The sequence below is a fragment of the Pedococcus bigeumensis genome (assembly GCF_039531795.1).
Taxonomy (GTDB): Bacteria; Actinomycetota; Actinomycetes; order Actinomycetales; family Dermatophilaceae; genus Pedococcus; species Pedococcus bigeumensis.
Genome location: NZ_BAAAQS010000001.1, coordinates 1,236,208 through 1,263,071, shown reverse-complemented (window position 1 = coordinate 1,263,071; position 26,864 = coordinate 1,236,208). Strand labels below are relative to the sequence as shown.

21 protein-coding genes are annotated in these 26,864 nt (G+C 73.7%); 10 read left to right on the top strand and 11 right to left on the bottom strand.

All coding sequences use genetic code 11. The annotated features are described in order from the left end of the window. The first annotated feature begins 6 nt into the window (after positions 1 to 6). The gene (locus ABD262_RS06040; protein ID WP_344132626.1) at positions 7 to 1,380 is read left to right on the top strand and encodes an MBL fold metallo-hydrolase RNA specificity domain-containing protein; all 1,374 of its coding nucleotides are present in this window, start codon (positions 7 to 9) and stop codon (positions 1,378 to 1,380) included. Further along, positions 1,364 to 4,021: a cation-translocating P-type ATPase gene (locus ABD262_RS06035; RefSeq protein ID WP_344132623.1), complete on the top strand. Its 2,658-nt coding sequence runs from the start codon at positions 1,364 to 1,366 to the stop codon at positions 4,019 to 4,021. Before ABD262_RS06040 ends, ABD262_RS06035 begins: the two co-directional genes overlap by 17 nt. Here ABD262_RS06035 and ABD262_RS06030 read toward each other — a convergent pair. Together ABD262_RS06030 and ABD262_RS06025 are read right to left on the bottom strand one after the other, a co-directional pair. Then, complete coding sequence (locus ABD262_RS06030) at positions 3,939 to 5,774, bottom strand: GNAT family N-acetyltransferase (protein ID WP_344132620.1); 1,836 nt, start codon at positions 5,772 to 5,774, stop codon at positions 3,939 to 3,941. The genes ABD262_RS06035 and ABD262_RS06030 overlap by 83 nt on opposite strands. A 107-nt stretch (positions 5,775 to 5,881) precedes the next feature. Beyond that, positions 5,882 to 6,928 carry a zinc-binding alcohol dehydrogenase family protein gene (locus ABD262_RS06025; protein WP_425564801.1) on the bottom strand — a complete coding sequence of 349 codons (1,047 nt, stop codon included), beginning with the start codon at positions 6,926 to 6,928 and terminating at the stop codon, positions 5,882 to 5,884. Positions 6,929 to 7,141: 213 nt separating this feature from the next. Here ABD262_RS06025 and ABD262_RS06020 point away from each other — a divergent pair, with 213 nt between their 5' ends. Together ABD262_RS06020 and ABD262_RS06015 are read left to right on the top strand one after the other, a co-directional pair. Continuing rightward, positions 7,142 to 8,122 carry a universal stress protein gene (locus ABD262_RS06020; RefSeq protein ID WP_344132617.1) on the top strand — a complete coding sequence of 327 codons (981 nt, stop codon included), beginning with the start codon at positions 7,142 to 7,144 and terminating at the stop codon, positions 8,120 to 8,122. A 16-nt stretch (positions 8,123 to 8,138) separates the two neighbouring features. Beyond that, positions 8,139 to 9,035 (top strand): universal stress protein, encoded by an 897-nt coding sequence (locus tag ABD262_RS06015; protein ID WP_344132614.1) that lies wholly within the window; start codon positions 8,139 to 8,141, stop codon positions 9,033 to 9,035. Between the two features lie 17 nt (positions 9,036 to 9,052). On the opposite strand, the gene ABD262_RS06010 is transcribed toward ABD262_RS06015, so the two are convergent. Together ABD262_RS06010 and ABD262_RS06005 are read right to left on the bottom strand one after the other, a co-directional pair. Continuing rightward, positions 9,053 to 10,618 carry a bifunctional aminoglycoside phosphotransferase/ATP-binding protein gene (locus tag ABD262_RS06010; protein ID WP_344132611.1) on the bottom strand — a complete coding sequence of 522 codons (1,566 nt, stop codon included), beginning with the start codon at positions 10,616 to 10,618 and terminating at the stop codon, positions 9,053 to 9,055. A 111-nt stretch (positions 10,619 to 10,729) separates the two neighbouring features. Beyond that, on the bottom strand, positions 10,730 to 11,581 hold the full coding sequence (locus tag ABD262_RS06005) for a universal stress protein (protein WP_344132608.1): 852 nt from the start codon (positions 11,579 to 11,581) through the stop codon (positions 10,730 to 10,732). A 223-nt stretch (positions 11,582 to 11,804) separates the two neighbouring features. On the opposite strand from ABD262_RS06005, the gene ABD262_RS06000 reads away from it, so the two are divergent. Next, positions 11,805 to 12,428, top strand: coding sequence for a CBS domain-containing protein (locus tag ABD262_RS06000; protein WP_344132605.1), 624 nt, complete (start codon positions 11,805 to 11,807; stop codon positions 12,426 to 12,428). Continuing rightward, positions 12,428 to 13,339 carry a hypothetical protein gene (locus ABD262_RS05995; protein WP_344132602.1) on the top strand — a complete coding sequence of 304 codons (912 nt, stop codon included), beginning with the start codon at positions 12,428 to 12,430 and terminating at the stop codon, positions 13,337 to 13,339. The genes ABD262_RS06000 and ABD262_RS05995 overlap by 1 nt, the downstream gene beginning before the upstream one ends. A gap of 73 nt (positions 13,340 to 13,412) precedes the next feature. Here ABD262_RS05995 and ABD262_RS05990 read toward each other — a convergent pair whose 3' ends face one another. From ABD262_RS05990 to ABD262_RS05965, 6 genes are all read right to left on the bottom strand, one after another. Continuing rightward, a complete protein-coding gene (locus tag ABD262_RS05990) occupies positions 13,413 to 14,345 on the bottom strand; it encodes a universal stress protein (RefSeq protein ID WP_344132599.1) in 933 nt (310 codons plus the stop codon). 110 nt (positions 14,346 to 14,455) lie between these two features. Continuing rightward, positions 14,456 to 15,118, bottom strand: a complete 663-nt coding sequence (locus ABD262_RS05985; protein ID WP_344132596.1) for a response regulator — start codon at positions 15,116 to 15,118, stop codon at positions 14,456 to 14,458. 45 nt (positions 15,119 to 15,163) lie between these two features. Further along, entirely contained in the window at positions 15,164 to 16,117 is a 954-nt protein-coding gene (locus ABD262_RS05980; protein WP_344132593.1) for a universal stress protein, read from the bottom strand. A 50-nt stretch (positions 16,118 to 16,167) separates the two neighbouring features. After that, the gene (locus ABD262_RS05975) at positions 16,168 to 17,880 is read right to left on the bottom strand and encodes a sensor histidine kinase (protein ID WP_344132590.1); all 1,713 of its coding nucleotides are present in this window, start codon (positions 17,878 to 17,880) and stop codon (positions 16,168 to 16,170) included. 47 nt (positions 17,881 to 17,927) lie between these two features. Beyond that, entirely contained in the window at positions 17,928 to 18,863 is a 936-nt protein-coding gene (locus tag ABD262_RS05970; protein ID WP_344132587.1) for a hypothetical protein, read from the bottom strand. Further along, positions 18,860 to 19,165, bottom strand: a complete 306-nt coding sequence (locus tag ABD262_RS05965) for a 2TM domain-containing protein (RefSeq protein WP_344132584.1) — start codon at positions 19,163 to 19,165, stop codon at positions 18,860 to 18,862. Before ABD262_RS05965 ends, ABD262_RS05970 begins: the two co-directional genes overlap by 4 nt. Before the next feature lie 228 nt (positions 19,166 to 19,393). Between ABD262_RS05965 and ABD262_RS05960 the strand changes: the two genes are divergently transcribed. The 3 genes from ABD262_RS05960 (at position 19,394) to ABD262_RS05950 (ending at position 24,294) form a co-directional block, all read left to right on the top strand. Then, on the top strand, positions 19,394 to 21,985 hold the full coding sequence (locus ABD262_RS05960) for a cation-translocating P-type ATPase (RefSeq protein ID WP_344134557.1): 2,592 nt from the start codon (positions 19,394 to 19,396) through the stop codon (positions 21,983 to 21,985). Positions 21,986 to 22,156: 171 nt separating this feature from the next. Then, positions 22,157 to 23,746: a DUF4389 domain-containing protein gene (locus tag ABD262_RS05955; protein WP_344132581.1), complete on the top strand. Its 1,590-nt coding sequence runs from the start codon at positions 22,157 to 22,159 to the stop codon at positions 23,744 to 23,746. Then, positions 23,743 to 24,294 carry a GyrI-like domain-containing protein gene (locus ABD262_RS05950; RefSeq protein ID WP_344132578.1) on the top strand — a complete coding sequence of 184 codons (552 nt, stop codon included), beginning with the start codon at positions 23,743 to 23,745 and terminating at the stop codon, positions 24,292 to 24,294. The genes ABD262_RS05955 and ABD262_RS05950 overlap by 4 nt, the downstream gene beginning before the upstream one ends. Positions 24,295 to 24,336: 42 nt before the next feature. On the opposite strand, the gene sulP is transcribed toward ABD262_RS05950, so the two are convergent. Continuing rightward, positions 24,337 to 26,082, bottom strand: a complete 1,746-nt coding sequence (sulP, locus tag ABD262_RS05945) for a sulfate permease (protein ID WP_344132575.1) — start codon at positions 26,080 to 26,082, stop codon at positions 24,337 to 24,339. An 82-nt stretch (positions 26,083 to 26,164) separates the two neighbouring features. Here sulP and ABD262_RS05940 point away from each other — a divergent pair, with 82 nt between their 5' ends. Continuing rightward, positions 26,165 to 26,863: a spermidine synthase gene (locus ABD262_RS05940; RefSeq protein ID WP_344132572.1), complete on the top strand. Its 699-nt coding sequence runs from the start codon at positions 26,165 to 26,167 to the stop codon at positions 26,861 to 26,863. Position 26,864 lies beyond the last annotated feature (1 nt).

The window sequence follows — 26,864 nt, the reverse complement described above, 5'->3', positions numbered from 1 at the left end:
GCCACCATGACCGCGACCCTGACCTTCCTCGGTGCTGCCGGGACCGTCACCGGGAGCAAGTTCCTCGTCACGGACGGCGAGGCGCGCGTGATGGTCGACTGCGGTCTCTACCAGGGTGAGCGCCGCTGGCGGCGACAGAACTGGGAGGAGCCCCCGGTGGACACCCGCTCCCTCGACGACGTGGTCCTGACGCATGCGCACCTCGACCACTGCGGGTACTTCCCGGCCCTGGTGCGCCGCGGGTACGAGGGGCCCGCCTGGGCCACGGAGGGCACCGCCCAGCTGGCCTCGATCGTCCTGCGGGACAGCGCCCACCTCCAGGAGGAGGACGCGCTGCACGCCGCCACCGGTGGCTGGTCCCGACACGACCCGCCCCTCCCCCTCTACGACGTGGCGGACGCGGAGCGGGCGATCGAGCGGTTCCGGACCCAGCCGTTCGACCAGCGGTTCCCGCTCTCCAGCCAGGGCTTCGTGACGTTCGGGAGAGCGGGCCACATCCTCGGCTCGGCCACCGTGCTGCTCGAGCTGGGCGGCGGCAGCGTGTTGTTCTCCGGCGACCTCGGACGCCCCACCCATCCCCTCCTGCGTCCACGGTCCGCACCGCCCGCGGCCCGGACCGTGGTGATCGAGTCCACCTACGGCAACCGCACGCACCCCGCACCCGACCGGGCCCACAGCGTGCTCGCCGATGCGGTGCGCCGGACCATCGGACGCGGCGGGTCGGTCGTCATCCCGGCCTTCGCCGTCGACCGGACCGAGCTCGTCCTCCTGGCCCTGGCCCGGCTGCGGGCAGCCGGCGCGATCCCCGACGTCCCCGTGTACGTCGACAGCCCGATGGCGCTGCGCGCCCTCGACGTCTACGAGCAGGCAGGGGTGGCCGCGGAGCTCACCGGCACCGGCCTGGGCGAGCTCTCGGCGCTCCATCACCTGCACGCCGCCCGGACACCGGACGAGTCGCAAGCCCTCAACAACCCGGGAACGCCCTGCATCATCGTGTCGGCCTCGGGCATGGCGACCGGGGGACGGGTCGTCCACCACCTGCGCCACCTGCTCCCCCACGCCCGCAACACCGTGGTCCTCACGGGGTACCAGGCGGCCGGGACCAGGGGCCGGGACCTGCTCGAGGGAGCCCACGAGGTCAAGATCATGGGGCGTTACGTGCGGGTGCGCGCCGAGGTCGTCGCGGACGACGGCTTCTCCGTCCACGCCGACTCCGAGGAGCTGCTGCAGTGGCTCGGCCTCCTCCCCACACCGCCGGAGACCGTGTACGTCGTCCACGGTGAGCCCGAGGCCCGGGAGGTCCTCGCCGCGAGCATCCGGGAGGCCATCGACTGCACCGTCGTCGCACCCAGGCTCGGCGAGCGTGTCGTCGTCGACTAGGCAACAGTCGACAGCTCCGTCCGCAGGGCTCACCTCGGCCGAGGCGGCCACCCGACTGAGGCTCGACGGCCCCAACGCCCTCCCGGCCCCGCGCGGCCCCCGCCCGTGGCTGGAGCTGCTCCTCCAGCTCACCCACCTCTTCGCGGCGATGCTCTGGGTCGCCGCCGGGCTGGCCGTGCTCGCGGGGATGCCCCAGCTCGCCGCCGCGATCGTCGTGGTCGTCATCGTCAACGGGGTCTTCGCCTTCCTTCAGGAGTACCGCGCGGACCGTGCGGCCAGCCGGCTGCGCGAGCTGGTCCCTGCCGCGGCGCAGGTCCGGCGGGACGGAATCACCCAGTCCGTCGACGTGTCAGAGGTCGTCGTCGGCGACGTCGTCCTCCTGTCGGCTGGGGAACGCGTCTGCGCCGACCTCGAGCTGGCGGAGGCGCACTCCCTCGCCGTCGACGAGTCGCTGCTCTCGGGAGAAAGCCTCCCCATCCGCCCTCGGGGCGGATCCCGCCTCTGGTGCGGCACCTTCGTGGTGGAAGGTGAGGCGGAAGGTGTCGTGACGGACACCGGTGCCCGGACCCGGCTGGCCGGCATCGCGTCGCTCACGCAGACCGCCCGGCCCGGCCGCAGCCCGCTCAAGGCCGAGCTCGACCGGGTCGTGCGCGCCGTCGCCGTCATCGCCGCCGGAGTCGGTGTGTCCCTTTCCGCCGTCGCGATCCTCCTCGGTCTGTCCGTGGCCGACGCCTTCCTCTTCGGGCTCGGCGTCACCGTCGCGCTCGTGCCTGAGGGCCTGCTCCCGACCGTCACGCTGTCCCTGGCTCGCGGTGCCCAGCGGATGGCCGACCGCCGCGTCCTGGTGCGGCGGCTGGAGGCGGTCGAGACGCTGGGCGCCACCACCTTCATCTGCACGGACAAGACGGGCACCCTGACGCTCAACCAGATGTCGGCCGTCAGCACCTGGACCCCTACCGGTGGCAGGACCGACTTCGACGCGGCCGGGTACGACCCGACGGTCCCCCCGGGCACCTCCCCCGGCGAGGACGCGCGGACGCTCGCGTGGGCCGCGGCATCCTGCGTGCGCGGACGGATCATCCGTCGCGGGGACGGGTGGACGCCGCAGGGAGACCGCATGGAGGTCGCCATCGACGTCCTGGCCCGCCGGCTGCAGGCCCCGCCGGCGGAGGGGCACGCCGTGCTGCGCCGGCTCCCCTACACGGCCGACCGGCGCCGCTCCTCCATCGTGCTGACCCGGCCGGACGGACGTGGTGCGGACGTCCTCGTCCTCGGGCCGCCGGAGGTCCTGTCCGCCAGGACCGGCATCCCCTACCCCGGACTCCACGATGCGGTCGAGGAGCTCACCTCCAGCGGGCTCCGCGTCATCGCCGCCGCGCGCCGGGCTGCGCCACCGGGATGGCAGGAAGCATCGGCGGACCAGCTCGAGCAGGACCTCGAGCTGCTCGGGCTGGTCGCGCTGGAGGACCCGCCACGCTCGGACGTGGCCGAGGCGCTCGAACGGTGCCACCAGGCGGGGATCGGCGTCGCGATGGTGACCGGCGACCACCCTGCGACCGCGCTCGCCGTGGCGCGTCAGGTGGGACTGGCGGGGCCGTCCACCATCGCCGTGACGTCCGGCGAGCTCCCGTCGACGGATGCCGAGCTGGCCAGGCTGATGACCCGGCCCGAGGGCGTGGTGATCGCCCGCGTCAGCCCCGAGGACAAGCTCCGGATCGCCCGTTCGCTGCGAGGAGTGGGCCACATCGTGGCGATGACGGGCGACGGGGTCAACGACGGGCCGGCCCTGCGCGCGGCCGACGTCGGGGTCGCCATGGGCGCCTCGGGCAGCGACGTCGCCCGCGAGGCGGCGGACATCGTGCTCCTGGACGACCACTTCTCCAGCATCGTGGCGGGGATCGAGCTCGGTCGCGCCACCTTCACCAACATCCGGCGGTTCCTGACCTACCACCTGACCGACAACGTGGCGGAGCTCGCTCCGTTCGCCCTGTGGGCCCTGACCGCCGGACACGTCCCGCTGGCGATCGGGGTGCTCCAGGTCCTCGCCCTCGACATCGGCACCGACATGCTCCCCGCCCTGGCCCTCGGGGTCGAGCCACCCGGTCCCCGCGTCATGGTCGGTCCGGTGCGGTCGCGTCGGCTGGTCACCTCCACCGTGCTGGGCCGCGCGTTCGGTCTGCTCGGCCCCACCGAGGCCGTCCTGTCGCTGGGGACCTTCGCCATGGTCCTGTCTGCCGGCGGCTGGCACTGGGGCGCCACCCCTCCGCCGGAACTGCTGGCGCAGGCGTCGGGCTCGGCCTTCGTGGCCATCGCGCTGGGACAGCTCGCGAACGCGCTCGCGTGCCGGAGCTCGACGCGACCAGTGTGGACGACCCGGTTCAGAGGCAACCGCCTGCTCGGCTGGGCCCTGCTCGTGGACCTCGGCCTGTGTCTCGGCTTCGTCGCCGTGCCCGCCCTCGCCGACCTCCTGGGTGGCTCGGTCCCTTCGGCCCTCGGGCTGGCAGGGGCCGGCGCGACGGCCCTGGGTGTGGTCGCAGCGGACGCCGTGGCGAAACGGGTCAGGCGCTCTGGTGGTGGTGGTGGTGGTGGGGACGTGGATGCGTCGTCCTGGCCAGCACGTCGAGCGCTTCGCCGACGGTAGCGAAGGCCGGCACCTCGTGGTGCTGGCGCGACCGGCCGGGGTCGACCGCGACGATGAGGGGGACCGGCCGTCCCCTCGAGCTCTCCGAGGGAAGCCCGTGCAGGACCTTCTCGAGACCGTCGCGCCGCAACGCGCGGTTCGGCACGAGGTCGACCACGACCGAGTCGACGCCCGGGTCGTCGGCCAGGGTCTCCAGGACGTCGTGCACCTGCTCCGCAGTGGCCGCCTCCGGGAGGGCCAGGACCGCTCCCCGGGTGGCGGTGCCGGGCGCCAGGAAGTGGATCCGCATCTCACTGTGCTGGGTCAGGTCCGGCGCCATCAGGGCGCCACGCGCGAACTGCCGTGGCGTGGCGGCGCCGGCCCGGAAGGGCTCGTTGGTCACGACGACGGCACGACGTCCGGGCAGCTCCGACCGCTGGACCAGCACCGACACCAGGTCGACGACATCGGTCGCGGACGCCGCGCGCACCGGACCGGGCCCGGCCTCGTCCCCGGTGGCAACGCCCCCGGCCAGCAGGACCACGGGCTTGTGCGTCTCGTGCACCCGGCCGAGGTGCCGCACCAGCTCCGCCGGCGCGTCGCCGCTGAGGAGGACGACGACCACCTCCGTTCGAGGGTCGCGGGCCAGCCAGGCGAGCACGTCGGCGACGGACAGGTCCGCCGAGGCACCCACATCCGCGACCGCCGACATCCCGAGCCCGTGCGACGTGAGCCGGCGGACGAGGTCCGGAAGGCGCTGCCCATCATCCGTGACGACGCCCACCACTCCCCCCATCACGTGGCTCCGTGGCCCGCCGAGGTGCAGGCCGACCAGGGGATCGGTGTTGACCAGGCACGTGGATCCCGGGCCGAGCACCCTGGCGCCCTCGTCGCGGAGCCGCTCCACCAGGTCGGCGGCCAGAGACAGGGGGCCGTGCCGGAGCACCCGGGACCCACCTACCTCCCGCCCCATCAGCGCGATGGTGGGGACACCGGCGGCCGCGCACGCCAGCGCTGCGGCCCCGACGTCGTCCGCGCGGTCCGGGAGCACCGCGAGGTCGACCCCCGGTGTCACGTCGTACCCACCGTCGACCCGCGTGATGGGCGAGCTGCCGACCACTCCCCCGGCCCGCACCAGGACGGAGTCCCGTCCAGGACGGCGCCCCCTCGACGCGTCCAGGACAGCCACCGCGGCGGGCTCCAGCAGCCGTCGAACGGCCGCGGCCCGGGCCGTCTCCTCCCTGGCCAGGTGGGCAGACGTCAACGCCCCCGCAGGCGAGATGGTGACGGTCACGGCGATCGTGCCGCCCTCCTCGACCACCATCCGGCACGGGAGCCCCAGGTGGGCCAGGACGTCGAGCATCTGCGTGTTGCCCCCGAGCACCGTCCCGGACAGGGTCGGCAGCCCACGCCGCCGCGACCGGGCGACCAGTGCCTCCACCAGGACCGTCCCGATGCCACGCCCCTGGTCGGCGTCCTCGACGGCCACGGCGAACTCGGTGCTCGCATCGGTCCCCGGGTGGGTGGACCCGACACCCATGACGCGCGGACCCATCAGGACGACGATGGCGTCGAGGGTCCGCGCCGGGTCGGCCAGCGTCGCCACGTAGCGCGGTCCGGCCTGCTTCGAGGTGCAGAGGAACCGTTGCCGTGCCGACCGGAACGACAGGTCCTCGAAGAGCTTCGCGACGGCCGCGAGGTCGCCGTCCGTGACGTCACGGACCGCCAGGACCCGTCCCTCGCGGTCCAGCACCCGTTCGACTCCCGTCACCATGCTGACCACGATGCCGAGGTCCCGTGTCGGGTGGCAGGGACCTATGTCCTCGCACGGATGGGGGCCAGGCATCGCCTGACTCGAGAGCGTCGGCAGACCCGGGAGCGTCAGCCGACCCGGAGGACGGCGACGCCGGTGACCTTCCCCAGCGCCAGGTCCTCGAGCGCCTGGTCGGCCGACTCGAACGGGTACTCGCTCACCTGGGCGGTCAGGCCGAGCGACCCGGCCAGCCGGAAGAGCTCGACGCCGTCGTGCCGGGTGTTGGCCGTCACGGAGGTCAGGTGCTTCTCGAAGAACAGGTGCCGTTGGTAGTCGAGGGACGGGATGTCGCTGACGTGGATGCCGGCCAGCACGAGCGTCCCTCCCCGGTCGAGGGCTGTGAGCCCGACCGGCACGAGCTCACCGGCCGGCGCGAAGAGGATGGCGGCGTCGAGGGGCACCGGCGGCGCTGCGTCGGCCGCCCCGGCTGAGGCGGCACCGAGGTCGAGGGCCAGGCGGCGGGCCTCGGCGCCCCGCGTCAGGACGTGGACCTCGGCGCCCTCCCGCAGCGCGATCTGCGCGGTCAGGTGGGCGCTGGCGCCGAACCCGTAGATCCCGAGGCGTCCGCCCGCACGGATCCCGGTGCGGCGCAACGCCCGCAGCCCGATGATCCCCGCGCAGAGCAGGGGCGCGGCCTCGAGGGGATCGAGCCCCTCGGGGAGCCGATAGGCGTATGCCGCGGGGACGGTGGCGTACGCGGCATACCCTCCGTCGGCGTCCCAGCCCGTGAAGGCGGGCCGCACGCACAGGTTCTCCGCGGCGTTGCGGCACCACCGGCACGTGCCGCAGGTGGCTCGGAGCCACGCGATCCCGATGCGGTCGCCCACCCGGACACCCTCGACCTGCGCCCCCACGGCGGCCACCACCCCCACGACCTCGTGCCCGGGGACGACCCGGTCACGGTGCGGCGGCAGGTCGCCGTCGGCGACGTGCAGGTCGGTCCGGCAGACACCACAGGCCTCGACGCGGACGAGGACCTCGCCGTGCCCGGGCGCCGGCACCGGGCGTTCGGTCAGCCGGACGCGTCCGCGCGTCCCGGCCGCGCCGGTGACCTCCCAGGCCGGCATCATGTCGGGGACGGCGCTCCCTGCCGCGCCCCGCGCATCGCCGCTCACGGCTGACCCCTTCCCCTCTCGGTGGCTCGCTCGGAACCACCCCTTGGGTGGCACCCTGCCCACGGCCAGGCGCACGCCCACAGGGGCAAAGGTCCTGTCCTGCACCAGGGCCCGGGACCTACGGCCCTGTCGACGGGGACGCGCCCCTCGAACACTGGGAGGACCAGGGCTCCACCCCCGGGCACCGGTGCCCGCCCAGGAGGAAGGGACGACATGACCACCGACTTCGAGAGCCACCCACCCGTCGTGGTCGGGGTGGACGGATCGCCCCACGCAGCACTGGCCCTCGACTGGGCCGCGGACGAGGCGAGCCGCAGGGGTGCCCCGTTGCTCGTGCTCGAGGCCTTCTCCCCGGACTTCCCGGCGGTCAGGTCGGCCGGGCCCGGTGAGCCACCCACGCCGCAGCCGTCGAGCGCTCTCCGGACGGCGGCAGAGGCTGGGTGCGCGGCCGCGGCAGCACGGGCCCGGGAGGCCCACGCGGACCTCGACGTCACCGCCATGGCTGTGGCGGGCGACCCCGGGACCGTCCTCGTCGAGGCCTCCACGACGGCCCCGCTGGTCGTCCTGGGTGCCCGCGGACTCGGCACCATCCGTGGCCTGTTGATGGGTTCGGTGTCGGCCTACGTCACCCCTCGCTCGCACTGCCCCGTGGTGGTGCTGCGGGAGAAGGCCAGCCATTCGCTGGACGGGCTGCGCGTGGTCGTCGGGTTGGCTGGCGACGTCAGCTCCGCGGCGGCCCTGCGCTTCGGGTTCGAGTTCGCGGCGGCCCACGACCTCGGGCTGACGGTGGTGCACACCTGGGACCTCGACTTCGACGACACGGCCGCTGCCGTGGCGGTGTCGGTCGACTGGCAACAGGCCGATGAGCAGGAACGCACGGTCGTCGCCGAGGTGCTCGCGGGGTATGCCGGCGAGTTCCCCACGGTTGACGTCCGCCGGGACGTGGTCCGTGGCCATCCCGTCGCCGAGCTCGTCCGGCAGAGCGAGAACGCCGCCCTGCTGGTGCTCGGGACCCGGGGCCGCCGAGGCGTGAAGAGCCTCGTCCTCGGCTCCGTCACCCACGGCGTGCTGCACGGCGCGCACTGCCCCGTGGCGGTCGTGCCCACGTCCGAAGACCCGACGGCCCACCGCGAGCTCCACCCGCCGAAGCGCCAGTTCCACCTGCCTGTGCCCCCCGTGCGCGAGCACCTCTGACATCCCGAGGAGCGTCATGATCCACAACGAGAACCAGCCTCGCGGTGCCGTGGTCGTGGGTGTCGAGGGCACCGACGCCGACGAGCGCCCGCTCCGGGCGGCCATCGCCCAGGCGCGCCGGCACCACCGCCCACTCCACGTCCTCCATGCCACGGCGATCGGGATCGTGCCGTGGACCCCTGAGCGCCTCGGTCGGCAACGCGCCCTCACTTCCGGCTGTCTCGACCTCGTGCGGTCCTGGGCACCGGACCTCGAGGCCACGAGCGCCACGGTCGTCGACGACCAGTCCGCGGCCCTGGTCGAGGCCAGCCGCACGGCGTCGACGATGGTCCTCGGCGCGAGTCGCCTCGGGAGGTTCGGCAGCGTCGTCCTCGGCGCGACGACCGGCAAGGTGGCCACCCACGCCCAGTGCCCCGTGATGGTCGTCCCCCACGGGTGGACCGAGCCCGGGAACGAGGGCGACGGCCCCCTGGACGTGGTGGTCGCGGTCGACGACGAGGAGCACTCCCTCCCGGCCCTCGAGTGGGCCTTCGCCGAGGCGTCCGCGCGACGCGCACCACTCCTGGCCGTGCACGCCTGGTGGTGGGAGGAGCCGGGCCCGCTCGCGTCCGGGGTCGTCGACGACGAGGACGAGTGGGAGGACGCCGCCCAGGCGCAGCGCGTGATGATGAGCGAGATGCTCGCCGGGCTCCGGGAGAAGTTCCCCGACGTGGAGGCGAGCACCGAGTTCATCCGCGGCGAGACCATCGACGCCCTCGAGGAGGCGTCGGGCGATGCGCAGCTCCTGGTCCTGGGAACGCGGGGACGGGGCGGGTTCGCCGGCCTGCTCCTCGGGTCGGTCAGCGCGCGCGCCCTGCACCGCTCCCGGTGCCCGGTCGTGGTCGTCCCCTCCACCTCGCGCGACGTGACCTGACCCTCGGTCGCCGCTGGTCAGCCGGACACGGATGCCGCTTGCACGGCCCGCACCGCGGCGTCCACGCTCTCGTCGACCGAGCCGGACGTGTCGATCGGCGTGGCCCCCGCCCAGGCCACCCGCTCGGCAGCCAGCCTCGTGCCGACCGCCAGGTCCGCGTCGCTGTACCGGCTGGGGTGGAGCTCGCGACTGCGTAGCCGAGAGGTCAGCTCTTCCGGCCGGGCGACACACTCCAGCTCGACGACGGGGGTGTGCAGCTCGCGGGCAACGGCCCGGAAGAGCTCGCGCTGGCCGGGCGTCGCGAAGGACGCGTCCACCACCACCGTCTCGCCGTGGCCGACCATGAACCTCGCCTTGGTCGCCAGCGCCCGGTAGACCGCGGTCGTGTGTGCGGCCGAGTAGAGACCCTCCCCGAACGCCTCCGGGTGGTGCTCTCGCGGGTCGAGGCCGGCCAGCTCCTTGCGGAGGCGGTCAGCGGTGAGCCCGGCCGCCTGGAGCCGCTCCACCACCCGGTCGGCCACGGTGGTCTTGCCGGCGGCGGGCGCTCCGCCGACCAGCACCAGGCGGGGCAGGCCGGCCCGCAGGTGGCGCAGGCCCAGACCCACGAGGAGCCCAGCCTCGGTTGCCGCGTCCGCCGCGGCAGCTCCGGCCGCGGCCCGCTCGCGGATGGCCGCGATCTTGGCCCGCATCACGGCGCGGTACGCGACGTAGTGGTGGGACAACGACGCCGGCTCGACCGCCCCGGAGAACTCGTGGTAGTCACGCACGAGCTGCTCCGCCACCTGGGGCGCTCCGAGCCGCTCAAGGTCCATCACCAGGCTGGCCACGTCGTCGACCACGTCCATCCACCTCAGGTGGTCGTCGAAGTCGAGGCAGTCCAGCACCCGTGGCCCGTCAGGGAGCAGGAAGACGTCATCGGCGAGGAGGTCGCCGTGGCCGTCGCGGACCCGTCCGTCGCGGACCCGCTCCTCCAGCAGGCCGACCCGTCCGGCGATGTACGCGCGGGCCAGGGTCTCGACCTCGTCGACCTGCTCGGCCGTGACGCGACTCGGCGCCAGCTCCCTCAGCCCCGCGATGTTGGACTGCCACCGACGCCCAAGTGCTTCCGGGCCGCCCTCGGCCCCGATCTCGCCGTTGGTCCGCGCCGTCGCGTGGAACGTCGCCACCTGCTTGGCCAGACGGCGCATCCCGGATGAGACGTCGACGCCGCGCCTGACCAGGGTGGCGAGGCGGCACTCGTCGGGCATCCGTCGCATCACCAGGACGCTGTCCCGCTGGTGACCGAGCTCGTCGAGCACGTCGAGCACCTCGAGGTAGGCATCGGGAGTCATCCGGCGGTTCAGCAGGAGCTCGCGGTGACAGGCGGCCCGGCGCCGCTCCGGGGTGCTGAAGTCGAGGAAGCCCAGGTCCACCGGCTTCTTCACCTTGTAGGCGAGGTCGCCGCACAGCAGCACGACCGCCGAGTGCGTCTCGCGCACCTCCGCCGCGGCCCCACCGGACGAGGACGCCGCCCCCGGCCCGTCCACGGCGTGGCCACCAGCCACGGCCGCGGGCCGGGGGTGTGGGGTCGTCGGCCGGGTCACCTGGCCAGTCTCGGTGGTCGCGCCGCGACCCGGTAGGGACCTAGGGCTCTCGAGTGGCGAGGGGTCTCGAGTGGGATGGGTCTCGAGTGGGAAGGCCTCGTGCCGGACCGGTCAGTGCGTCGTCTGGGGGACGACCACGACGGGGCAGACGGCATCCTGGAGCACCCGCCGGATGGTGGGAGAGCCGACCAGGTCGGGCTGCGGTCGCGGCTGACGGGATCCCAGGACGATCAGGACGGCATCGCCGGCCGTGGCCAGGATCGCCCCGTGGGACGACCGGCGGATCGAGACGCGGCTGACCTCGACGTCGGGGTACTTCTCCGACCACCCCGCCAGGCACTCGGCCATCGCCGCCTCCTCGTTGCCGATGAGGGTCTGCCACCGGTCCGCGGGCGTCACCGCGCCGCTGAGCCCGAGGCGGTCGGAGGAGTGCCAGGCGTGCACGGCGGTGAGGGGGACGCCGCGCAGGTCGGCCTGCGCGAAGGCGTAGCCGATCGCGTCGTGCGACCCGGCCGCCTCGTCCACACCGACGACGATCCGTCGCGCCCGCTCGCCCCCCATCAGGGGCTCCCTGATGACCGCGACCGGGCACAGTGCCGCCGAGGCCACGCTCAGGGCGGTGGAGCCGAGGAAGCGCGGTCGGAACCCGGTCTCCCCGTGCGCACCGACGCACACGATCGCCGCGGACCGGGAGACCGCGACCAGGGCTGCGGTCCCGGTGCCCTCGACGAACTCGGCGGTCACCCGGATGGCCGGAGCCAGCACCCCCGCCCGCCGCCTGGCGGTGTCGACGATGGCCGCGCCCTGGTGGTTGCCATGACGCGCCAGTGCGTGGACGACGTGCAGGTGACGTCCCTCCAGCATCGCTGTCTCGACGGCCCAGTCGAGGGCGACCAACGACTCCTCCGAGCCGTCGACCCCGACGACGACCGCCCCGTGCGCCGTGCCTGGCTCCTGCGTCATCTCCATGCCTCTCGTGCGCGTGCTGACTCGGTCGTCCGCGTGCTGACTGGGTCGTCCGCGTGCTGACGTGCCCCATCGGATGTGCCCCAAGCCTTCCTCCGCCCGAGGGCTCGGCACAGGGCCCTAGGTCCCGGCCGGCCCCAGGACCCGGCGGGACCTAGGGCCCTGTGCCTGCGCCGAGGGGAGCCGCAGGGTGGTCCCAACGACGAGGAAGGGGACGACGATGCTGGTCGGCGAGGTCATGACGGCACCCGCACTGAGCATCCGAGCCGACGCGTCGATCGATGACGCCATCCGCCTGCTGGGGACGGCCGGCGTCACGGCGCTCCCGGTCGTGGACGAGGACGAGCGAGTGGTCGGGATCCTGTCCGAGGCGGACATCCTGCGGGAGCCGCTCCCTCGCGACCCACGGGCGCACCTTCGCCCCTCCGAGGCGACCGAGCCCCAGGACGGCCTGGTTGGCGACGTCATGACGGTGGACCCCCTGTGCGTCACGGCGCACGCGGACTGCGCCGACGTGGCGCTGACCCTGGCGGACACCGGCTGGAAGAGCCTGCCCGTGGTCGAGGGCGGTGGACAGCTGGTCGGCATGGTGAGCCGCAGCGACATCCTGCGGTCGCTCGCGGTCCCCGACGAGGTGGTCGCCGGGGCGGTCAGGTCGGCGTTCGACGCCGCCGGGCACCCGGAATGGCGAGCCACCGTCCACTCCGGTCACGTGACGATCGATCCCGTTCCCGCACACCTGACGGAGGCGGCGCTGGGCACGGCCGCCACGGTCCCCGGTGTCAGGAGCGCCCGGATGGCTGCGACGGACACCACCGTCGAAGGTCGGGCGGGGCCTGCGTGATGAGGGCGGCACGGGTGCTCGCCTGGATGCCGACGGAGCCGTCGGTCCGGGTGATGGCCCGCGCGACAGCCGAGGCCGCGGCCCGGGGCGCCGGCCTGCGCGTGCTGTCACTCGCGGCGCCGCCACCCCAGTGGCCCTCGTGGCAGCGGGCGGCGAGCAGCCAGGGCATCGAGGCCTCCTGGCGCGTCGTCGCGAGCGCGGCACCAGGGTCGACGGCGCCCGAGGCACTGCACGAGCTGGGCAAGGCCGCCCTGGTGGTCACCGAGGCCTCGGGACTGCGGGACATGGTCGACCCCCCGGTGTCCTCGGCAGCCGTCGTCGCGCGCGCGGACGTCTACGTCGTCGCCCAGGCCCGGGTCAGCTCGAGGCCGCGCATGCACGAACCCGCGGTCGTGGTCGGGGTGTCGGACGACCCCGGCGACGTGCACCTGGTGGGTGCTGCCGCCGTGGAGGCCCAGCTGCGCCGCCGCCACCTGGTGGTCCTGCACGCCCGCCTCCGCGCGGTGCGGGGCGTCGACCACCGCATGGAGCACCGCTGGCTGGACGCGCTGGCGTCGTTCACGCAGGCGTCTCCCGGGTTCCTCCCCGCCCAGGTCGTCGTCACGCACCGCCCGGTGGTGAACGCACTGCGCGACCACGTCGACTCCGAGGACGTGCTCGTCCTCGGAGTGCGCCCGGGGTGCCCGCCACAGGAGGACCCCGTGGTGGGTGCGCTGCTCTCCGCCCCTCCCTGCGACCTGCTGCTCACGCGCAGATCCGCCCGTCCGACCGGCGGCCTCCGTCCGGTGGCCGACGAGGGGTCGCACGCCCGAGGCGCAGCGTGGCACCAGCTCCCGGCCGAGGCCCTGGTCCCTCCGGACCACGACGGCGGGCGGCAGGTGACGGGAGAACCAGCGGTCGCCACCGACTGACGGGTTGGTCGGGTCCGCGCCTGTTGGGTCCGCGCCTGTCGAGTGGGTCCGCGCCTGTCGAGCAGCGTGGGGCCTAGCGAGCTGCGTGGGCGTCGGCCGAGGGGGCGTCCTGGGCGTCCGCCGACGCTGCCGCGCCGAGGATGCCGTCCACAGGGGGTGGGACCGGAAGCGGCACGAGGGCCAGGTCACAGGTGGCGCGCTCCATCACCCGCTGCGTCAGCGACCCCGGGACCGGGCCCTGCACGCGGCCGACACCGCGGTTCCCGAGCACGAGCAGCGCCCCGGGCGCGCAGGCTTCCAGCAGCGCATCGACCACGAGTGCCGCGGTGACCTTGACGGTGATCCTGGTCAGTGGGGCCTCCAGGGACTCGAGAGCCGCCGAGGCGTCCTGCGCCGCGCGGGCGACCGCTGCCACCACGTGGGCCTGCCTCGGCAGGACGGCCGAGACCACCACGAGCTCGGCCCCGCGCGTGGCCGCGAGGTATGCCGCGTGGCTGAGCGCGTGGAGCGACGACGGCTGGGAGTCCAGGCCGACGACGACCGCCGCCAGCCCGGCCGGGTGGAGGGGTCCGTCGGGCGCGGAAAGCAGCAGGGGGCCCCGCACGGAGTGGGCCAGCCACAGGCTCGTCGTCCCGAGGGAGAACGCGCGCTGGCCGCCGCGACCGTGGCCGCCCAGGACGAGCAGCTCCGTTCCGCCCAGGAGGGCGTCCAGCTCCGGTGCGCCTGCCGTCGACACCATCGCGCGAGCCCGCACCGTGGGGTCGGTCTCCAGCGCCCACGACACGCCACGTTCGGCCGTGGCCCGGGCTGAGGCGAGGGCCTCCTCCTCGCTGCGCAGCACCTCGCCGAGGCGGTCCGAGCGCGGCTCGTGCGGGGCGGGGACGACGAGGACCGTGAGGTCGGCGTCGCGTCTGACTGCCTCCCACGTCGCGGTGACGACGGCTCGGTGGCTGTGCCACGACCCGTCGCACCCGACGACGACCGTGCTGGATCTCTGCGTTGCCATCAGCTCACCGTCCTCCGGACCCGGTCACGCGGTCGTGACCGTGCGACCAGAGTGCCGCGTGAGGGCCAGGTCCACCGGGGCCATTGGTCCCGGTGCCGGTTGGGGCGCGGCTACGGCTGGCCGTGGTTGCCGGGTCGACCCGACGGCGGCACCTGGCTCGCGACGTAGACCGCAGCCTGGGTCCGGCTCTCCATGCCCATCTTGGCCAGGACGGAGGTGACGTAGTTCTTCACGGTCTTCTCGGCCAACGACATGGTCGTGCCGATCTGCCGGTTGGTCAGCCCCTCGGCGATGTGTTGCAGGATGCGGCGCTCCTGCGGGGACAGGGTGGCCAGGCGGGGGTCCTGGACGTCGTGCCCCCACTGCTCCCGGAGCCGGGCGACCACTGCACTGTCGAGCAGCGACTCCCCCGCTGCGACCCGGCGGATCGAGGCCACCAGGTCGTTGCCCCGGATGTCCTTCAGCAGGTAGCCGACTGCCCCGGCGAGCACCGCCGAGCGCAACGCGTCGTCGTCGTCGTAGGACGTCAGGATGATCCCTGCGACGGAGGGGTCGATCGACCTGACGTCGCGGCAGACGTCGATCCCCGAGCCGTCGGGCAGCCGCGCGTCGAGCACCATGACGTGGGGGCGCAGGGCGGGGATCCGGCGGGTCGCCTCGCCGGCGCTGGCGGACTCACCCACCACCTCGATGTCGTCCTCGACCTCGAGCAGCTCGCGCAGCCCTCGACGGACCACCTCGTGGTCATCCAGCAGGTAGACGCGGATCGTCATCAGCCGTCCTCCTCTTCGTCCTGGGGGACACGATAGGACCACGTCTCACAGCGCGCCCTCACGCACGACCGCCACGGGCAGCTCGGCGTGTCGGATCACCGCCCGGGTGACCGAGCCCAGGGCCAGCCCCGCGAAGCCACCATGACCCCGCGGACCGACCACCAGCAGGCCGGCGTCCTCGGACTCGGCGAGGAGCGCCTCGGCTGGCGGACCTTCGGGAGTCCGCGTCTCCGTCACGATGTCCGGGTGCTGCTGCTTGACCTGCGCGACTGCGTCCTCGGCGCACGAGGCCGCGGCCTCGTAGGCAGCGGCGAGCCGATCGGCGGTCCGCCCCGGGTCCGACCACAGCTCGTTCATCCACGGCTCCCGGTCGGGCTTCGTCCACGCCGACACGACCACGAGCTCCGCCCCCGCCGCCTTTGCGGCGTCTGCGGCGAAGGAGACCGCACGCAGGGACGACCTGGACGAGTCCACCCCGACGACGACGGGTCGCTCCGGACCGCGCTGTCGGAGGGTCTCCCCCTGCACGACCACGACCGGACACCTGGCGTGGGCGCTCAGCGCGAAGGAGACCGAGCCCAGGCCGCTACCCGGGATCGCCGAGGTCGGCCGGTGCCCCACGACCACGAGGCTCGCCGACCCGGACAGCGCCACCAGCTCGGCGGCTGGGCTGCCCACCACCCCGGTGCTGTGGACCTGCACGCCCTCGTGGCTCCGCCGGACGCGCTCGGCCCCGCGACGCGCGACCCTGGCTGCGGTCTGGCGCAGGTCGGTCTGGCTCGGCAGGAAGGCACCCGAGGTCCACGGCAGCACGGCCGGCGGGTTCGCGGCATACACGACGACGAGCGGGAGGTCGCACAGCTTCGCGTGGTCCGCTGCCCAGCCGAGCGCCAGCTCGCCCTCGGGCGACTCGTCGAAGCCGACGACGATCCCGAGGTGCCCTTGGGCGACGTCCAGGCTGTGCGCCCGCGTCCCAGCCTCTGCCTGGCGGTCGGTCATGAATCACACCCTCACCCGCACAGGTGCGCCGGAGCAGGGCACAAGGTCCCTCAACCGTCGCGGGAGTCCTCGTCGAGCGGGACCCGCCAGGTGAGCTGCGTCCCGTGACCGGGCTCGGAGTGGATCTCGAGCGAGCCACCCTGTTTCTGGGCCCTCCGCAGGAGGTTGTCCAGGCCGGAGCGGTGGATGTCGGTGGGCAGCCCGGTCCCGTCGTCGGCCACGCTGACCATCACGTCACCGTCGACCTGGATGGCGACCTGGACCGAGGAGGCAGCGGCGTGCTTGGCGACGTTGCTCAGGGCCTCGCGCAGCACGGCGAGGAGGTCTGCAGCCAGGGGCTCCGGCACCTTGTCGGTGCGACCGGTGAGGCGCAGGTCAGGAGGGAACCCGAGGGTGACCGCGGCATCCCGGCAGATCGACGAGATCTCCGTGGTCAGTGCCCTGGCTCCCGGCGCGCGGTGCAGGGCGAAGATGGTGTGGCGGATGTCGCGGATGGCCGCATCGAGCTCGTCGACGGCGCCATCGAGCTTGGCCCGGACCGCCTCGTCACTGGTGCGGGCTGCGGACTGGAGCGACATCCCGGTGGCGAAGAGCCGCTGGATCACGTGGTCGTGCATGTCACGGGCGATGCGGTCGCGGTCCTCGTAGAGCTCCGACCGCGCACGCTCGTGCTGGGCGCTGGCGGCTTCCAGCGACACGGCCAGCCCCTGCGCGAACTCGGCGAGGACCGTGAGCCGGTCCTGGGGCTGGTCGAGCGACCAGTCCAGGAGCACGATCCCCACCGCGGCCTCCCCGAGGGTCAGCGGCACCAAGGCCCTCGTCCCACCCTCCGGTCGGTCGACGAAGTGGGCCTCCTGCAACATGGCAGCCCGCACCTCGGGGTCGAGCAGGGTGCTCCCCCTGGTCGGGCGCGACCGGGGCGCCTCGGCCTCGGGCTCGCCGGGGGCCGCCGACCCGGCGACGCGCAGGTCGGACTCGTGCCGCAGGGCGATCAGGCACGAGTCCGCCTCGGTCAGGTCACACACCTGGCGCGCGACCGTGGTGAGCACCTCGTCCTCGGGCTCGCCGGCCAGCAGCGACTGGCTGGCGTCCCTGACCACCTCGGCCCAGTGCCGCTGGGACCTGGTCCGGTCGTAGAGACGGGCGTTCTCGATGGCCACACCGGCCGCTGCCGCCAGGGCCACGAGGATGGCCTCGTCGTCCTCGCTGAACTCCTTGGCCGACCGCTTGTCGGTGAGGTAGAGGTTGCCGAACACCTGGTCGCGGATGCTCACGGGAGTCCCCAGGAAGCTGGTCATCGGCGGGTGGTTCGGCGGGAAGCCGTAGGAGTCGGGGTGCTCACCGATGTCGCTGACGCGCTGGGGGTGCGGGCTGCGGATCAGCATGCCCAGCAGTCCGTGGCCCCGGGGCAGCGGGCCGATCGCGGCGCGCTCCTCCTCGCTCATGCCCTGGGTCACGAACTCGACGAGCTCCTCCCCACTGGGACCGAGCACCCCGAGGGCGCCGTAGCTCGCGTCGACCAGGTCGCAGGCGGCCACCACGATGCGGTGCAGGACCTCGGCCAGGTCGAGGTTCGAGCTCACGGCGACCACCGCGTCGAGCAGCGAGCTGAGCCGCAGCTGTGACTCGCGCGCAGTCCCCGCCCTGGCCCTGAGCTCCTCCACGAGGTCGTCCAGGTCAAGGGTCGACAGGGGCCAGCGGGCACCTGCGGGTGGCGTGCCGGTGCCGCCCTCGTCCTGTCCACCCCAGCGCTTGTCCGCCATGCGCCCAGCGTAGGCGGAAAGGGCGGGCCCGGTCGGGACATCCGTGCCTACCCACCCTGGGCGGCTTCCTCGGTCGCGCGGGTCCCTCGAGTCGGTCCAGCGCGGTGCTCAGCACGGTCCCGGCCGGCCGGCCGGACCAGCGCCACCAGCGGCACCACGCCGACCAGCGCGATGAGGAGGAACGGCAGCACCAGTCCCTTGGACACCACGGTCGAGGCCGGGTCGGCCGTGGCACCCCACCACTGGTCCACCGCGACACTGATCGCTTCGATGACCCACATGGCGAGCAGGGCGCCGACGACCACGACACCGGTGGCCCGGCGTCGGGCCAGCCAGACGGCGGCCACCGCAGCGAGCGGGAGCCAGACCGCCAGGTCCTGCACGTAGATGACATTGGTCGCCACCCCGGTCCCGGCCAGCATCGGGGTCGGGTACGGGTCGTCCAGCGCAGGCACGACGCGGGCGAGCCAGGCCGCGCCGTTGAGGACCACGACCACCCCCAGGTATGCCGCGACGAGCCGCACCCTGGGACCGGTCGCCAGTGACTGCCCCACGAGCCAGAGCTCGCGCAAGGTCAGCAGGTAGCCGGTGGACCACAGGGCGCAGCCCAGCATCGCGACGTACCCGAGGAACGCACTGTTGAACGGCGTCAGGAAGAGCAGCAGGACGGCGTTGTACACGACGTACAGCAGGGCTCCTCCCCAGGTGAGGAGCGCCACCCCGGAGCCCTGCCCGGCCCGCCACACCGAGATGACCAGGACCGGGACCGCCACGAGGACCAGCACGAGTGCGGTGCCGCGCGCGGAGCCCTGCATCGCGGCGGGACCGTGGAGCAACCCCGGGTCGGCCACGGTCCAGGCCCCGACCACGACGGCGACGGCGGCCGTGACGAGCGCCAGGACCCTGGCGGTCCTGACGTGTTGCGTGACGACCCGCCGCTCGCGGAGCTCCGGGTTCGGCTCGAAGGTCGGCTGAAACCTCATGGACGCCGGCGGAGCCGCTCCATCTCGGCCTCGATCTGGCGCGGTCCGGGGGCCGGCGACAGCACGTCCCAGGCGTGGAAGGCAAGGCCGATCCCCCAACCGAACAGGGGGAAGACCGGCCAGAAGAAGCCTCTGCTCGTGGTCCACCAGATGGCGATGAGCAGCAGGTTGACCATGACGTAGGCGAGGGCGTGACCCATCAGGCCGCGCTTCGCCTCCAGCCGGCGCACCGCTCGCTGGCGCAGGTCCTGTTCGTCTCCCGCACCCTCCGCGGCACGTGTCGACAGTGGATCTTCAGTCATCGATCGCACCTCCTTCCATCGTCACCGTCCCCTCCGGTGCCACCCGGGACACGGGTCGAAGGTCCCGGCTTCCCGTCCTGGGCCGGCCGGATCCTGAGAGCGCGGGACCTTGGGCCCACGAGCCGGGCGCCCGCGCGGACGCAGGCTGGAGGTCCACAGCGCCGTTGGGAGTGCCACGATGAGACCTCACCCTCAGGTCCCGGACCCGGTCCTGCGTCTGCGGTCGTGATGGAGGTCGACCTGATGGTGACCGGCCTGACCCGTGCCGAGGCAGCCGACCGACTGACCCGCGTCGGCTCCAACGCCCTGCCCGTGACCCCGGAGCCCGGGCTGGTGCGCCGCATCCTGCGCAGCCTGGGCGACCCCCTGGTCCTCGTGCTGCTGGGCGCCCTGGCACTGACCCTCCTGACCCGCGACGTCGCGGATGCCGCGGTGATCGCCCTGGTCGTCGTCGTCAACTCGGCCATCGGCGTCAGGCAGGAGGTGCAGGCGAGCCGAGCGGTCCGGTCGCTCGCGGCCATGGTCACCACCCAGGCCTGGGTCATCCGGTCGGACAAGGTGACCCAGGTGCCGGCGGTCGACGTCGTGCCCGGTGACCTGGTCCGGCTCCGCCAAGGTGACCTGGTGCCCGCTGATGCCGTGCTCGTGGACGGTGCCGGCCTGCAGGTCGACGAGTCGGTGGTCACCGGGGAGGCGCTACCGGTCGACAAGGACACCGGCCCCGACCCAGGCCCCCACCTTGCCCCAGACCCCGCCCCTGGCCCAGACCTCGGCCCGGACCTCGGCGCGGACCCGGCTCCACGCGCTGTCGGCGACGCCCCTTCGGGACCAGGAGCAGGCCCGTACGCGCCAGCCACCCTCCTGCGCTCGGGGACGGTCGTCGTGCACGGCCGTGGGGTGGCCCGGGTGGTGGCCACGGGGAGCACCAGCTCGGTGGGCCGCATCGCCTCTCTCATGGTGGGTGCGCCCCCCGCGACACCCTTGCAGCGCAGGATGTCGCGGCTGTCGTCCCAGCTCGCCGTCGCGGCCATCGCCCTCAGCGGCGTCGTCCTGGGCCTCGGCGTGCTCCGGGGCGAGCCGATCGAGGAGATGGTGCTGACCGCGATCGCGCTGGTGGTCGCGGCGGTGCCGGAGTCCCTGCCACTGGTCGTGACGGTGAGCCTGGCCCTGGCCGCGCGCCGGATGGCCGCCCGGAATGCCGTGGTGCGCGACCTCGCTGCGGTGGAGACGCTGGGGTCGGTCACCGTGTTGGCGACGGACAAGACCGGGACGCTGACGCTGGGCAGCATGACGGTGCGCGACACGTGGTGCCCGCCCGGCGTGGACGGCGAACTGCTCTTCCGGGGGTTGGCCCTGTGCAGCGACGCCGCGATCGACGAGGGCACCGGCCGCGCCCATGCCGACCCGACCGAGGACGCCCTGCTGCGGGCGGTGACCGCGTCGGGCGCCGACGTGGCGGCCCTCCGGCGGGCCTACCCCCGCTTGGCGGAAGTGCCCTTCGACAGCGTCCGCAAACGGATGAGCACCACCCACTCGGGTGCCGGGGACCGCAGGGACACCCAGGATCCCGGAGCGACCGTGGTGACGTGGCACAAGGGCGCTCCCGAGTCCATGCTCACCGAGGGCTGGCTCGTGGACTCGGCGGCGGCCCTGGCCGAGGCGCGCAGCCAGGCGGACGCCTGGGCCCGACGCGGCATGCGGGTCATCGCGGTCGCCGAGGACCGTCGGACGGGACCGACCCCGGCGGCCGGCCCCCGGCTGGTGGGGCTCGTGGGTCTCGAGGACCCGGTGCGTGAGACCTCGCGGGCCACGGTCGCCGCGTGCCACGCGGCCGGCATCAGGGTCCTCCTGGTCACCGGCGACCACCCGGCGACCGCCGTCGCCGTCGCCGAAGCGGTCGGGATCGGGGACGGGGAGCCGGCGACCAGCCTGTCGGAGGCCGGCACCGCCGTCGACCAGCACCTCGCGGACCACGTCTCCGTCCTCGCCCGCGCGACACCAGCGGACAAGCACACCCTCGTGCGCGCCCTCCAGGCGTCCGGCGAGGTCGTCGCGATGACCGGCGACGGCGTCAACGACGCCCCGGCCCTGCGACAGGCTGACATCGGTGTCGCCATGGGCGTGCGGGGCACCGAGGTCGCCCGCCAGGCTGCCGACCTGGTCCTGGCCGACGACGAGCTGGGCACGGTCGTCCGCGCCATCGCCGAGGGCCGACGCGTCTACGCGAACATCCGGCGGTTCCTCACCTACGGGTTGTCAGGAGGCGGCTCGGAGGTCCTCATCATGCTGGCGGGTCCCCTCGTCGGCACGTCACTGCCACTCCAGCCCGCCCAGATCCTCTGGTTGAACCTGCTCACCCACAGCTTCGCCGGCGCCGGCCTCGCCGCGCAGCCGGCCGACCCTGCTGCCCTCGGCCAGCGCCCGCGCAACCCCCAGGAAGGCCCCATGTCGGGTGGCCTGGGGTGGCGGACCGGGGTGATCGCCGCCTTCCTCGCTGGGTCCGGGCTGGTGGCGGTGGCCCTGAGCCCGCACGCCGCCATCCAGACTGCTGTGCTGCTGACGCTCGGCGCCGGGCAGCTCGGCGTGGCATGGGGACTGCGGACACCCCGACGCGGACAGGATGTGTGGGGCCTGCGGTCCGACCCCCTGCTCCCCCTGCTGCTCCTCGCCGCGGCGATGCTCGCCTCCGCCGTCGTCGTCGGGCCGGTCCGCGAGCTCCTCGGCACCGTGGCAGTGGGCCCGATGACGTGGCTGGGCGCCCTGGTGGCCGGCGCCGCGGCATACACGCTGACCTCCCTCCTGCGGGCCCGCTCGGTCTGACGCACGCACCGGGTGCGCACCGGCCGACGCACCCAGCCCAGGTCACGGGCAGCCTCGAGACCACCCGGAGGGTCGCCTGCGCGCGGCGCGACCGATCCCCAAGGGCGAAAGTCCCTGTCGGCCCTCCCCGGACCGCGGGACGGTGAATGGGTCCGGAGAAGGAGGACTGGCATGTCCACAGCCCTGAAGTCACCACCTGCGCCCCCACGAGGACGCCCCTATCCCGTGCACGTGCACGCAGAGCCGCAGCCCGACGCGTCACGATGGTTGTGGCTCGTGAAGTGGCTGCTGCTCATCCCGCACGCCATCGTGCTCGTGTGCCTCTGGGTCGCCTTCGTGGTGATGAGCATCGTGGCGTTCGTCGCCATCCTCGTCACCGGCCGCTACCCCCGCTCCGTGTTCGACTTCAACGTGGGTGTGCTGCGGTGGAGCTGGCGCGTCTCGTTCTACGGGTACAGCGCCCTCGCCACGGACCGGTACCCGCCGTTCACGCTCGCGGACGACCCCGACTACCCGGCCCACCTGGAGGTGGACTACCCGGCCCACCTGTCGCGAGGGCTCGTCCTGGTGAAGTGGTGGTTGCTGGCGCTGCCGCACTACCTCGTCGTGGGCATCCTCGTGGGCGGTGGCACCTGGTGGGTCGCCGACGACCCGCCCGCCCGCTTCGCCTGGGGCGGTGGCCTGGTCGGCCTGCTGGTGCTGGTCAGTGCGATCGTCCTGGCCGCCACCGGCAGCTACCCACGGCCCCTCTACGACCTGGTCCTGGGACTGAACCGGTGGGTCCTGCGGGTGTGGGCCTACGCCGGGCTGATGACCGACGTCTACCCGCCCTTCCGGCTCGACCAGGGACCGGACGAGGTGGGGCCCGACCCGGCGCCGACCGACGTCGGTGGCCCTCCTGTGACCGGCTCCGGAGCCACCGCCCCGGTCGCCCCGAGCGGCGCGTACGTCGTCCCGGCCGCGGGGAACGCTGTCTCGAACGCCGTGGGCCAGGTCCCGAACGCCGCAAACGCGGTCCCGTCCGGCGGGACCGTCAGCTGGACCGCCGGACCTCGTCCGACCCCGCAACCCGGGTGGACCGCGGGACGGGTCGTCGCGCTCGTGGTGGGGTCGATCATCGGCGTCGCCGGGCTGGGCGTCCTGACGGGAGGTTTCGCGATGGAGGTCGTCGACCACACCGCGCGGGACAGCGCGGGGTACATCACGGTCGCGGAGACCCACGTGGACACGCCCGGGTATGCCGTGGTGGCGCCTCCCGTGCGCATCGAGAGCGCGTCCGCGGCACTCCCCCGGCGGGTCGTCGGCGACCTCCGGATCCGGGTGGTGTCCGATGCCAGCGCCCCCGTGTTCGTCGGGGTCGCCCCGTCGTTCGCCGTCGACCGCTACCTGACCGGTGTCGCTCGCACGACCCCGGGCGTGGGCCGGAACGACGACCGCGACTTCAGCGGCTCGGCACCGGCTTCGCCGCCGGGTGACGTGGCCATCTGGGACGCGTCGAAGGTGGGCAGTGGACCGCTGGAGCTGGTCTGGTCTCCCCGTCCCGGCGACTGGGACCTGGTGCTGATGAATGCCGACGGGAGCGCCACGGTGGGTGCTGACGTGGCGGTCGGGGCGCAGTTGTCCTGGCTCGGCGGACTCGGCGCGGCCGCGCTGCTCGGGGGACTCGTCCTCACCGCCGGCGGGGTCACGCTGGTGGCGTCCGCGACGCGGCGGGCCAGCTTCTCCCGGCCCGCGGCCCCAGTGGCGGGGGCAGACCGATGACCGGCCACGACCACGACGACAACCACGACCACGACCACGACCACGACCGCGACCACGACCACGACCAGGGCGACGACCACGGTGATTACGCGGTCGAGCGCGCCACGCTGACGAAGCAACCCACCTTGGTGCTCCGCGGCACGATCCCCGCGACCCAGGTCCCCGCCTTCATGGGGAGTGCCTTCGCGCGGGTCTCGCAGGTCGCCCGCGCGGACGGGATCCCCATCAGCGGGCCACCCTTCGCGCGGGTCCACCCGGAGGGCGACCGCGAGCTCACGCTGGAAGTGGGGTTCCCCGTGAGCGGTGTGGTGCTCGGCCAGGGTGAGGTCAAGGCCTCGCACCTGCCGAGCGGCCAGGTGCTGCGGACCACCCACCTCGGCGACTACGCGGGGACCGCACGGGCGCACGAAGCGCTCACGGCCTTCGCCACGCAGCACGGTCTGCACGCCTCGGGCGACGCCTGGGAGGTCTACCTCTCCGAACCCGACGTCGCCGTCCCGAGGACGCTCGTGGTGCTGCCGGTCGAGGCGGCCCAGGCCATCTCCTGAGCCCCCGAGCCCACCCTGCTTAGGGGCCTCGAACCCCTTCGGCTAAGGGGCCTCGAACCCCTCGGGGGGCCGGCCGAGGCTCGCGACCGACCACTCGACATACCCCTGCACGGCCGTCGGCAGCGTCATGAAGACCCGGCCTTCGCCGACCTTCGCCAGGAAGCCGGTCCGTTCGAGGTCGTCCCGCAGCTCCTGCTTCACCCGCGCCATGGCGAAGACGACCCCGCGCCGGTCGACCTCCCGCCTCAGCGACTCCAGCGCGTCGGCGGCCGTGAGGTCGACACTCACGTTCGCCTCGGCGTTGAGCAGGAACCACCGGGCGGGCTCCGGGGCCGAGTCGATGGCGGCCAGCGCCCGCCGGGTGAAGTCCTGGGCATTGGCGAAGAACAGCGGTGAGTCGTAGCGGTAGACCACCAGCCCCGGGACGGGGGCGGCCAGCGGGTAGTCGTCGACGTCGTGCATCCCGGCCACCCCGGGCACGTAGCCCAGGACTCCGTCGTGGGGCCGCGTCACCCGGTGGAGGAGGTCCAGGACGGAGAGCACGACCGCGACCAGGACGCCCTGCAACGCGCCGAGCGCGAGCACGCCGACGGTCGTCCCCAGCGCCAGCGCGAACTCGATGCGGCGGAAGGCCAGGATCCGGCGGAACTCGGACACGTCGACCAGCCGCACGGCGGCATACACCACCACGACGCCCAGCGCCGCCCGCGGGAACGCCGCGAGGACCGGACCGAGGAAGGCGACCGCGAGGACCACCGTGGCGAGGGCCACGAGGGAGTGCAGCTGGGTGCGGCTGCCCATGGCGTGTCCGATCGCGGTGCGGCTGCCGCTGCTGCTGACCGGGAAGCCCTGCGCCGCTCCGGCCGCCAGGTTGACCGCGCCCAGCGCCAGGAGCTCCTGGTTGGCGTCGACCGGCGTCCCGCTCCGGGACTCGAACGCGCGGGCGGTGAGGACGTTGTCGGAGAAGGCCACCAGCGCCACGCCACAGGCTGCCGGCAGCAGCGCGAGGAGCTCGCCACCGTCGAGCAGCGGGAGCCGGGGCCGGGGCAGGCTCCGGGGCACGTCGCCCACCACGGCCACGCCGGCGGAGTCGAGGTGCAGGAGGGCGACCGCCGCCGCCGCCAGGAGCATGGCGATGAGCGGGACCGGCGCGCGCGGCACGTAGTGGCCCACCACGAAGAGCACCAGCAGCAGCGCGACGGACAGGATCGCCGTCGAGGCGTCGGTGTCTGCCAGGTGGCTCGCGGTGAAGCCGACCTGCGCCAGGGGGCTCTCCCCGCGCACCGACATGCCGAGGAGCTTGCCCAGCTGGCTCGCCACCATGAGCAGCGCGATCCCGGCCATGTACCCGACGAGGACCGGCCGCGAGAGCAGGTCGGCGAGGAACCCCAGGCGCACGACCCGGGCGACGAGGCAGATGACGCCGACCATGCCCGCCAGGGAGGCGGCGAGCGCCGCATACCGCGTCGGATCTCCTTGCGCCAGACCGGCCAGCGCGGTGGCGGTCATGAGCGCGGTCGTCGACTCGGGACCCACCGAGAGCTGGGGCGAGGACCCCAGCACCGCATAGACGAGGAGCGACGCGACCGCGGCCCACAGCCCCGCGGAGGCGGGGAGGTGGGCCACCTCCGCATAGGCCATGACCTGCGGGACGAGGTATGCCGCGACGGCGACCCCGGCCACCACGTCACCGCCCAGCCAGGTGCGCCGGTAGGCCGACAGCGACCGGAGACCGGGCGTGGGCAGGCGCTGCAACCACGGGCTGGCGGAGGGGCGGCGCGCACTCACGCCTCATCGTGGCGGGGGCCGTCCCACACCGTGCAGGGCCGATGGTCCCGGCGGCGCCGATGAACGGGACTAGTCTCGGGAGGTGAGGATCGAGGAGCTGGACTGGGGTGACACCCCCTGGGGCACGATCAGCCTTCGTCGGCGGTGGGACCGCATCACCGAGCGCGATGTCCACGAGGTCAAGCTGGGCGACGACTTCCTGATGTCCAGCCAGTTCACCACGGGAGAGCGCGAGCTCGCGCGGATCGGTCTCGCGGCGGTGGGCGGTGGGTCGCTGACGGTCCTGGTCGGTGGCCTCGGGCTCGGCTACACCGCACTGGCGGCCCTCGAGGACGACCGGGTGGCGGAGCTCACCGTGGTCGAGGCCCTGGAGCTGGTGATCTCGTGGCACCAGCGCGACCTGTTCCCCGACACCGAGGGGCTGGCAGCCGACCCGCGTGTGCGCCTGGTGCGCGACGACTTCTTCGACCTGGTGCGCACGGGCCGCGCCGACCGCACCTACGACGCGGTGCTGCTCGACATCGACCACGCACCCGACTGGCTGCTTCGCGACGACCACGGCGACCTCTACACGGTCGAGGGCCTGGCCCGTGTCGCGGCCATGGTCACCGACGCAGGCGCGTTCGCGCTCTGGTCGGACGAACCGCCCGAGCCCGAGGTCGTGCGGCGGCTGGGTGAGGTCTTCGACCACGCCGACGCCCACGTGGTCCCCTTCCCCAACCCCCTCACCGGTGGCGAGTCCACCAACACCGTCTACCTGGCGGTCCGGCCGCGTCGCTAGG

Coding starts and splice junctions, on each gene's coding strand:
- ABD262_RS05985 (WP_344132596.1), bottom strand. CDS start 15,118: ATGACGATCCGCGTCTACCTGCTGGATGACCACGAGGTGGTCCGTCGA.
- ABD262_RS06005 (WP_344132608.1), bottom strand. CDS start 11,581: ATGACGCAGGAGCCAGGCACGGCGCACGGGGCGGTCGTCGTCGGGGTC.
- ABD262_RS06040 (WP_344132626.1), top strand. CDS start 7: ATGACCGCGACCCTGACCTTCCTCGGTGCTGCCGGGACCGTCACCGGG.
- ABD262_RS05950 (WP_344132578.1), top strand. CDS start 23,743: ATGACCGGCCACGACCACGACGACAACCACGACCACGACCACGACCAC.
- ABD262_RS05995 (WP_344132602.1), top strand. CDS start 12,428: ATGAGGGCGGCACGGGTGCTCGCCTGGATGCCGACGGAGCCGTCGGTC.
- ABD262_RS05975 (WP_344132590.1), bottom strand. CDS start 17,880: ATGGCGGACAAGCGCTGGGGTGGACAGGACGAGGGCGGCACCGGCACG.
- ABD262_RS06020 (WP_344132617.1), top strand. CDS start 7,142: ATGACCACCGACTTCGAGAGCCACCCACCCGTCGTGGTCGGGGTGGAC.
- ABD262_RS06000 (WP_344132605.1), top strand. CDS start 11,805: ATGCTGGTCGGCGAGGTCATGACGGCACCCGCACTGAGCATCCGAGCC.
- ABD262_RS05980 (WP_344132593.1), bottom strand. CDS start 16,117: ATGACCGACCGCCAGGCAGAGGCTGGGACGCGGGCGCACAGCCTGGAC.
- ABD262_RS05965 (WP_344132584.1), bottom strand. CDS start 19,165: ATGACTGAAGATCCACTGTCGACACGTGCCGCGGAGGGTGCGGGAGAC.
- ABD262_RS05970 (WP_344132587.1), bottom strand. CDS start 18,863: ATGAGGTTTCAGCCGACCTTCGAGCCGAACCCGGAGCTCCGCGAGCGG.
- ABD262_RS05990 (WP_344132599.1), bottom strand. CDS start 14,345: ATGGCAACGCAGAGATCCAGCACGGTCGTCGTCGGGTGCGACGGGTCG.
- ABD262_RS06015 (WP_344132614.1), top strand. CDS start 8,139: ATGATCCACAACGAGAACCAGCCTCGCGGTGCCGTGGTCGTGGGTGTC.
- ABD262_RS05955 (WP_344132581.1), top strand. CDS start 22,157: ATGTCCACAGCCCTGAAGTCACCACCTGCGCCCCCACGAGGACGCCCC.
- ABD262_RS05960 (WP_344134557.1), top strand. CDS start 19,394: ATGGAGGTCGACCTGATGGTGACCGGCCTGACCCGTGCCGAGGCAGCC.
- ABD262_RS06030 (WP_344132620.1), bottom strand. CDS start 5,774: ATGGTGACGGGAGTCGAACGGGTGCTGGACCGCGAGGGACGGGTCCTG.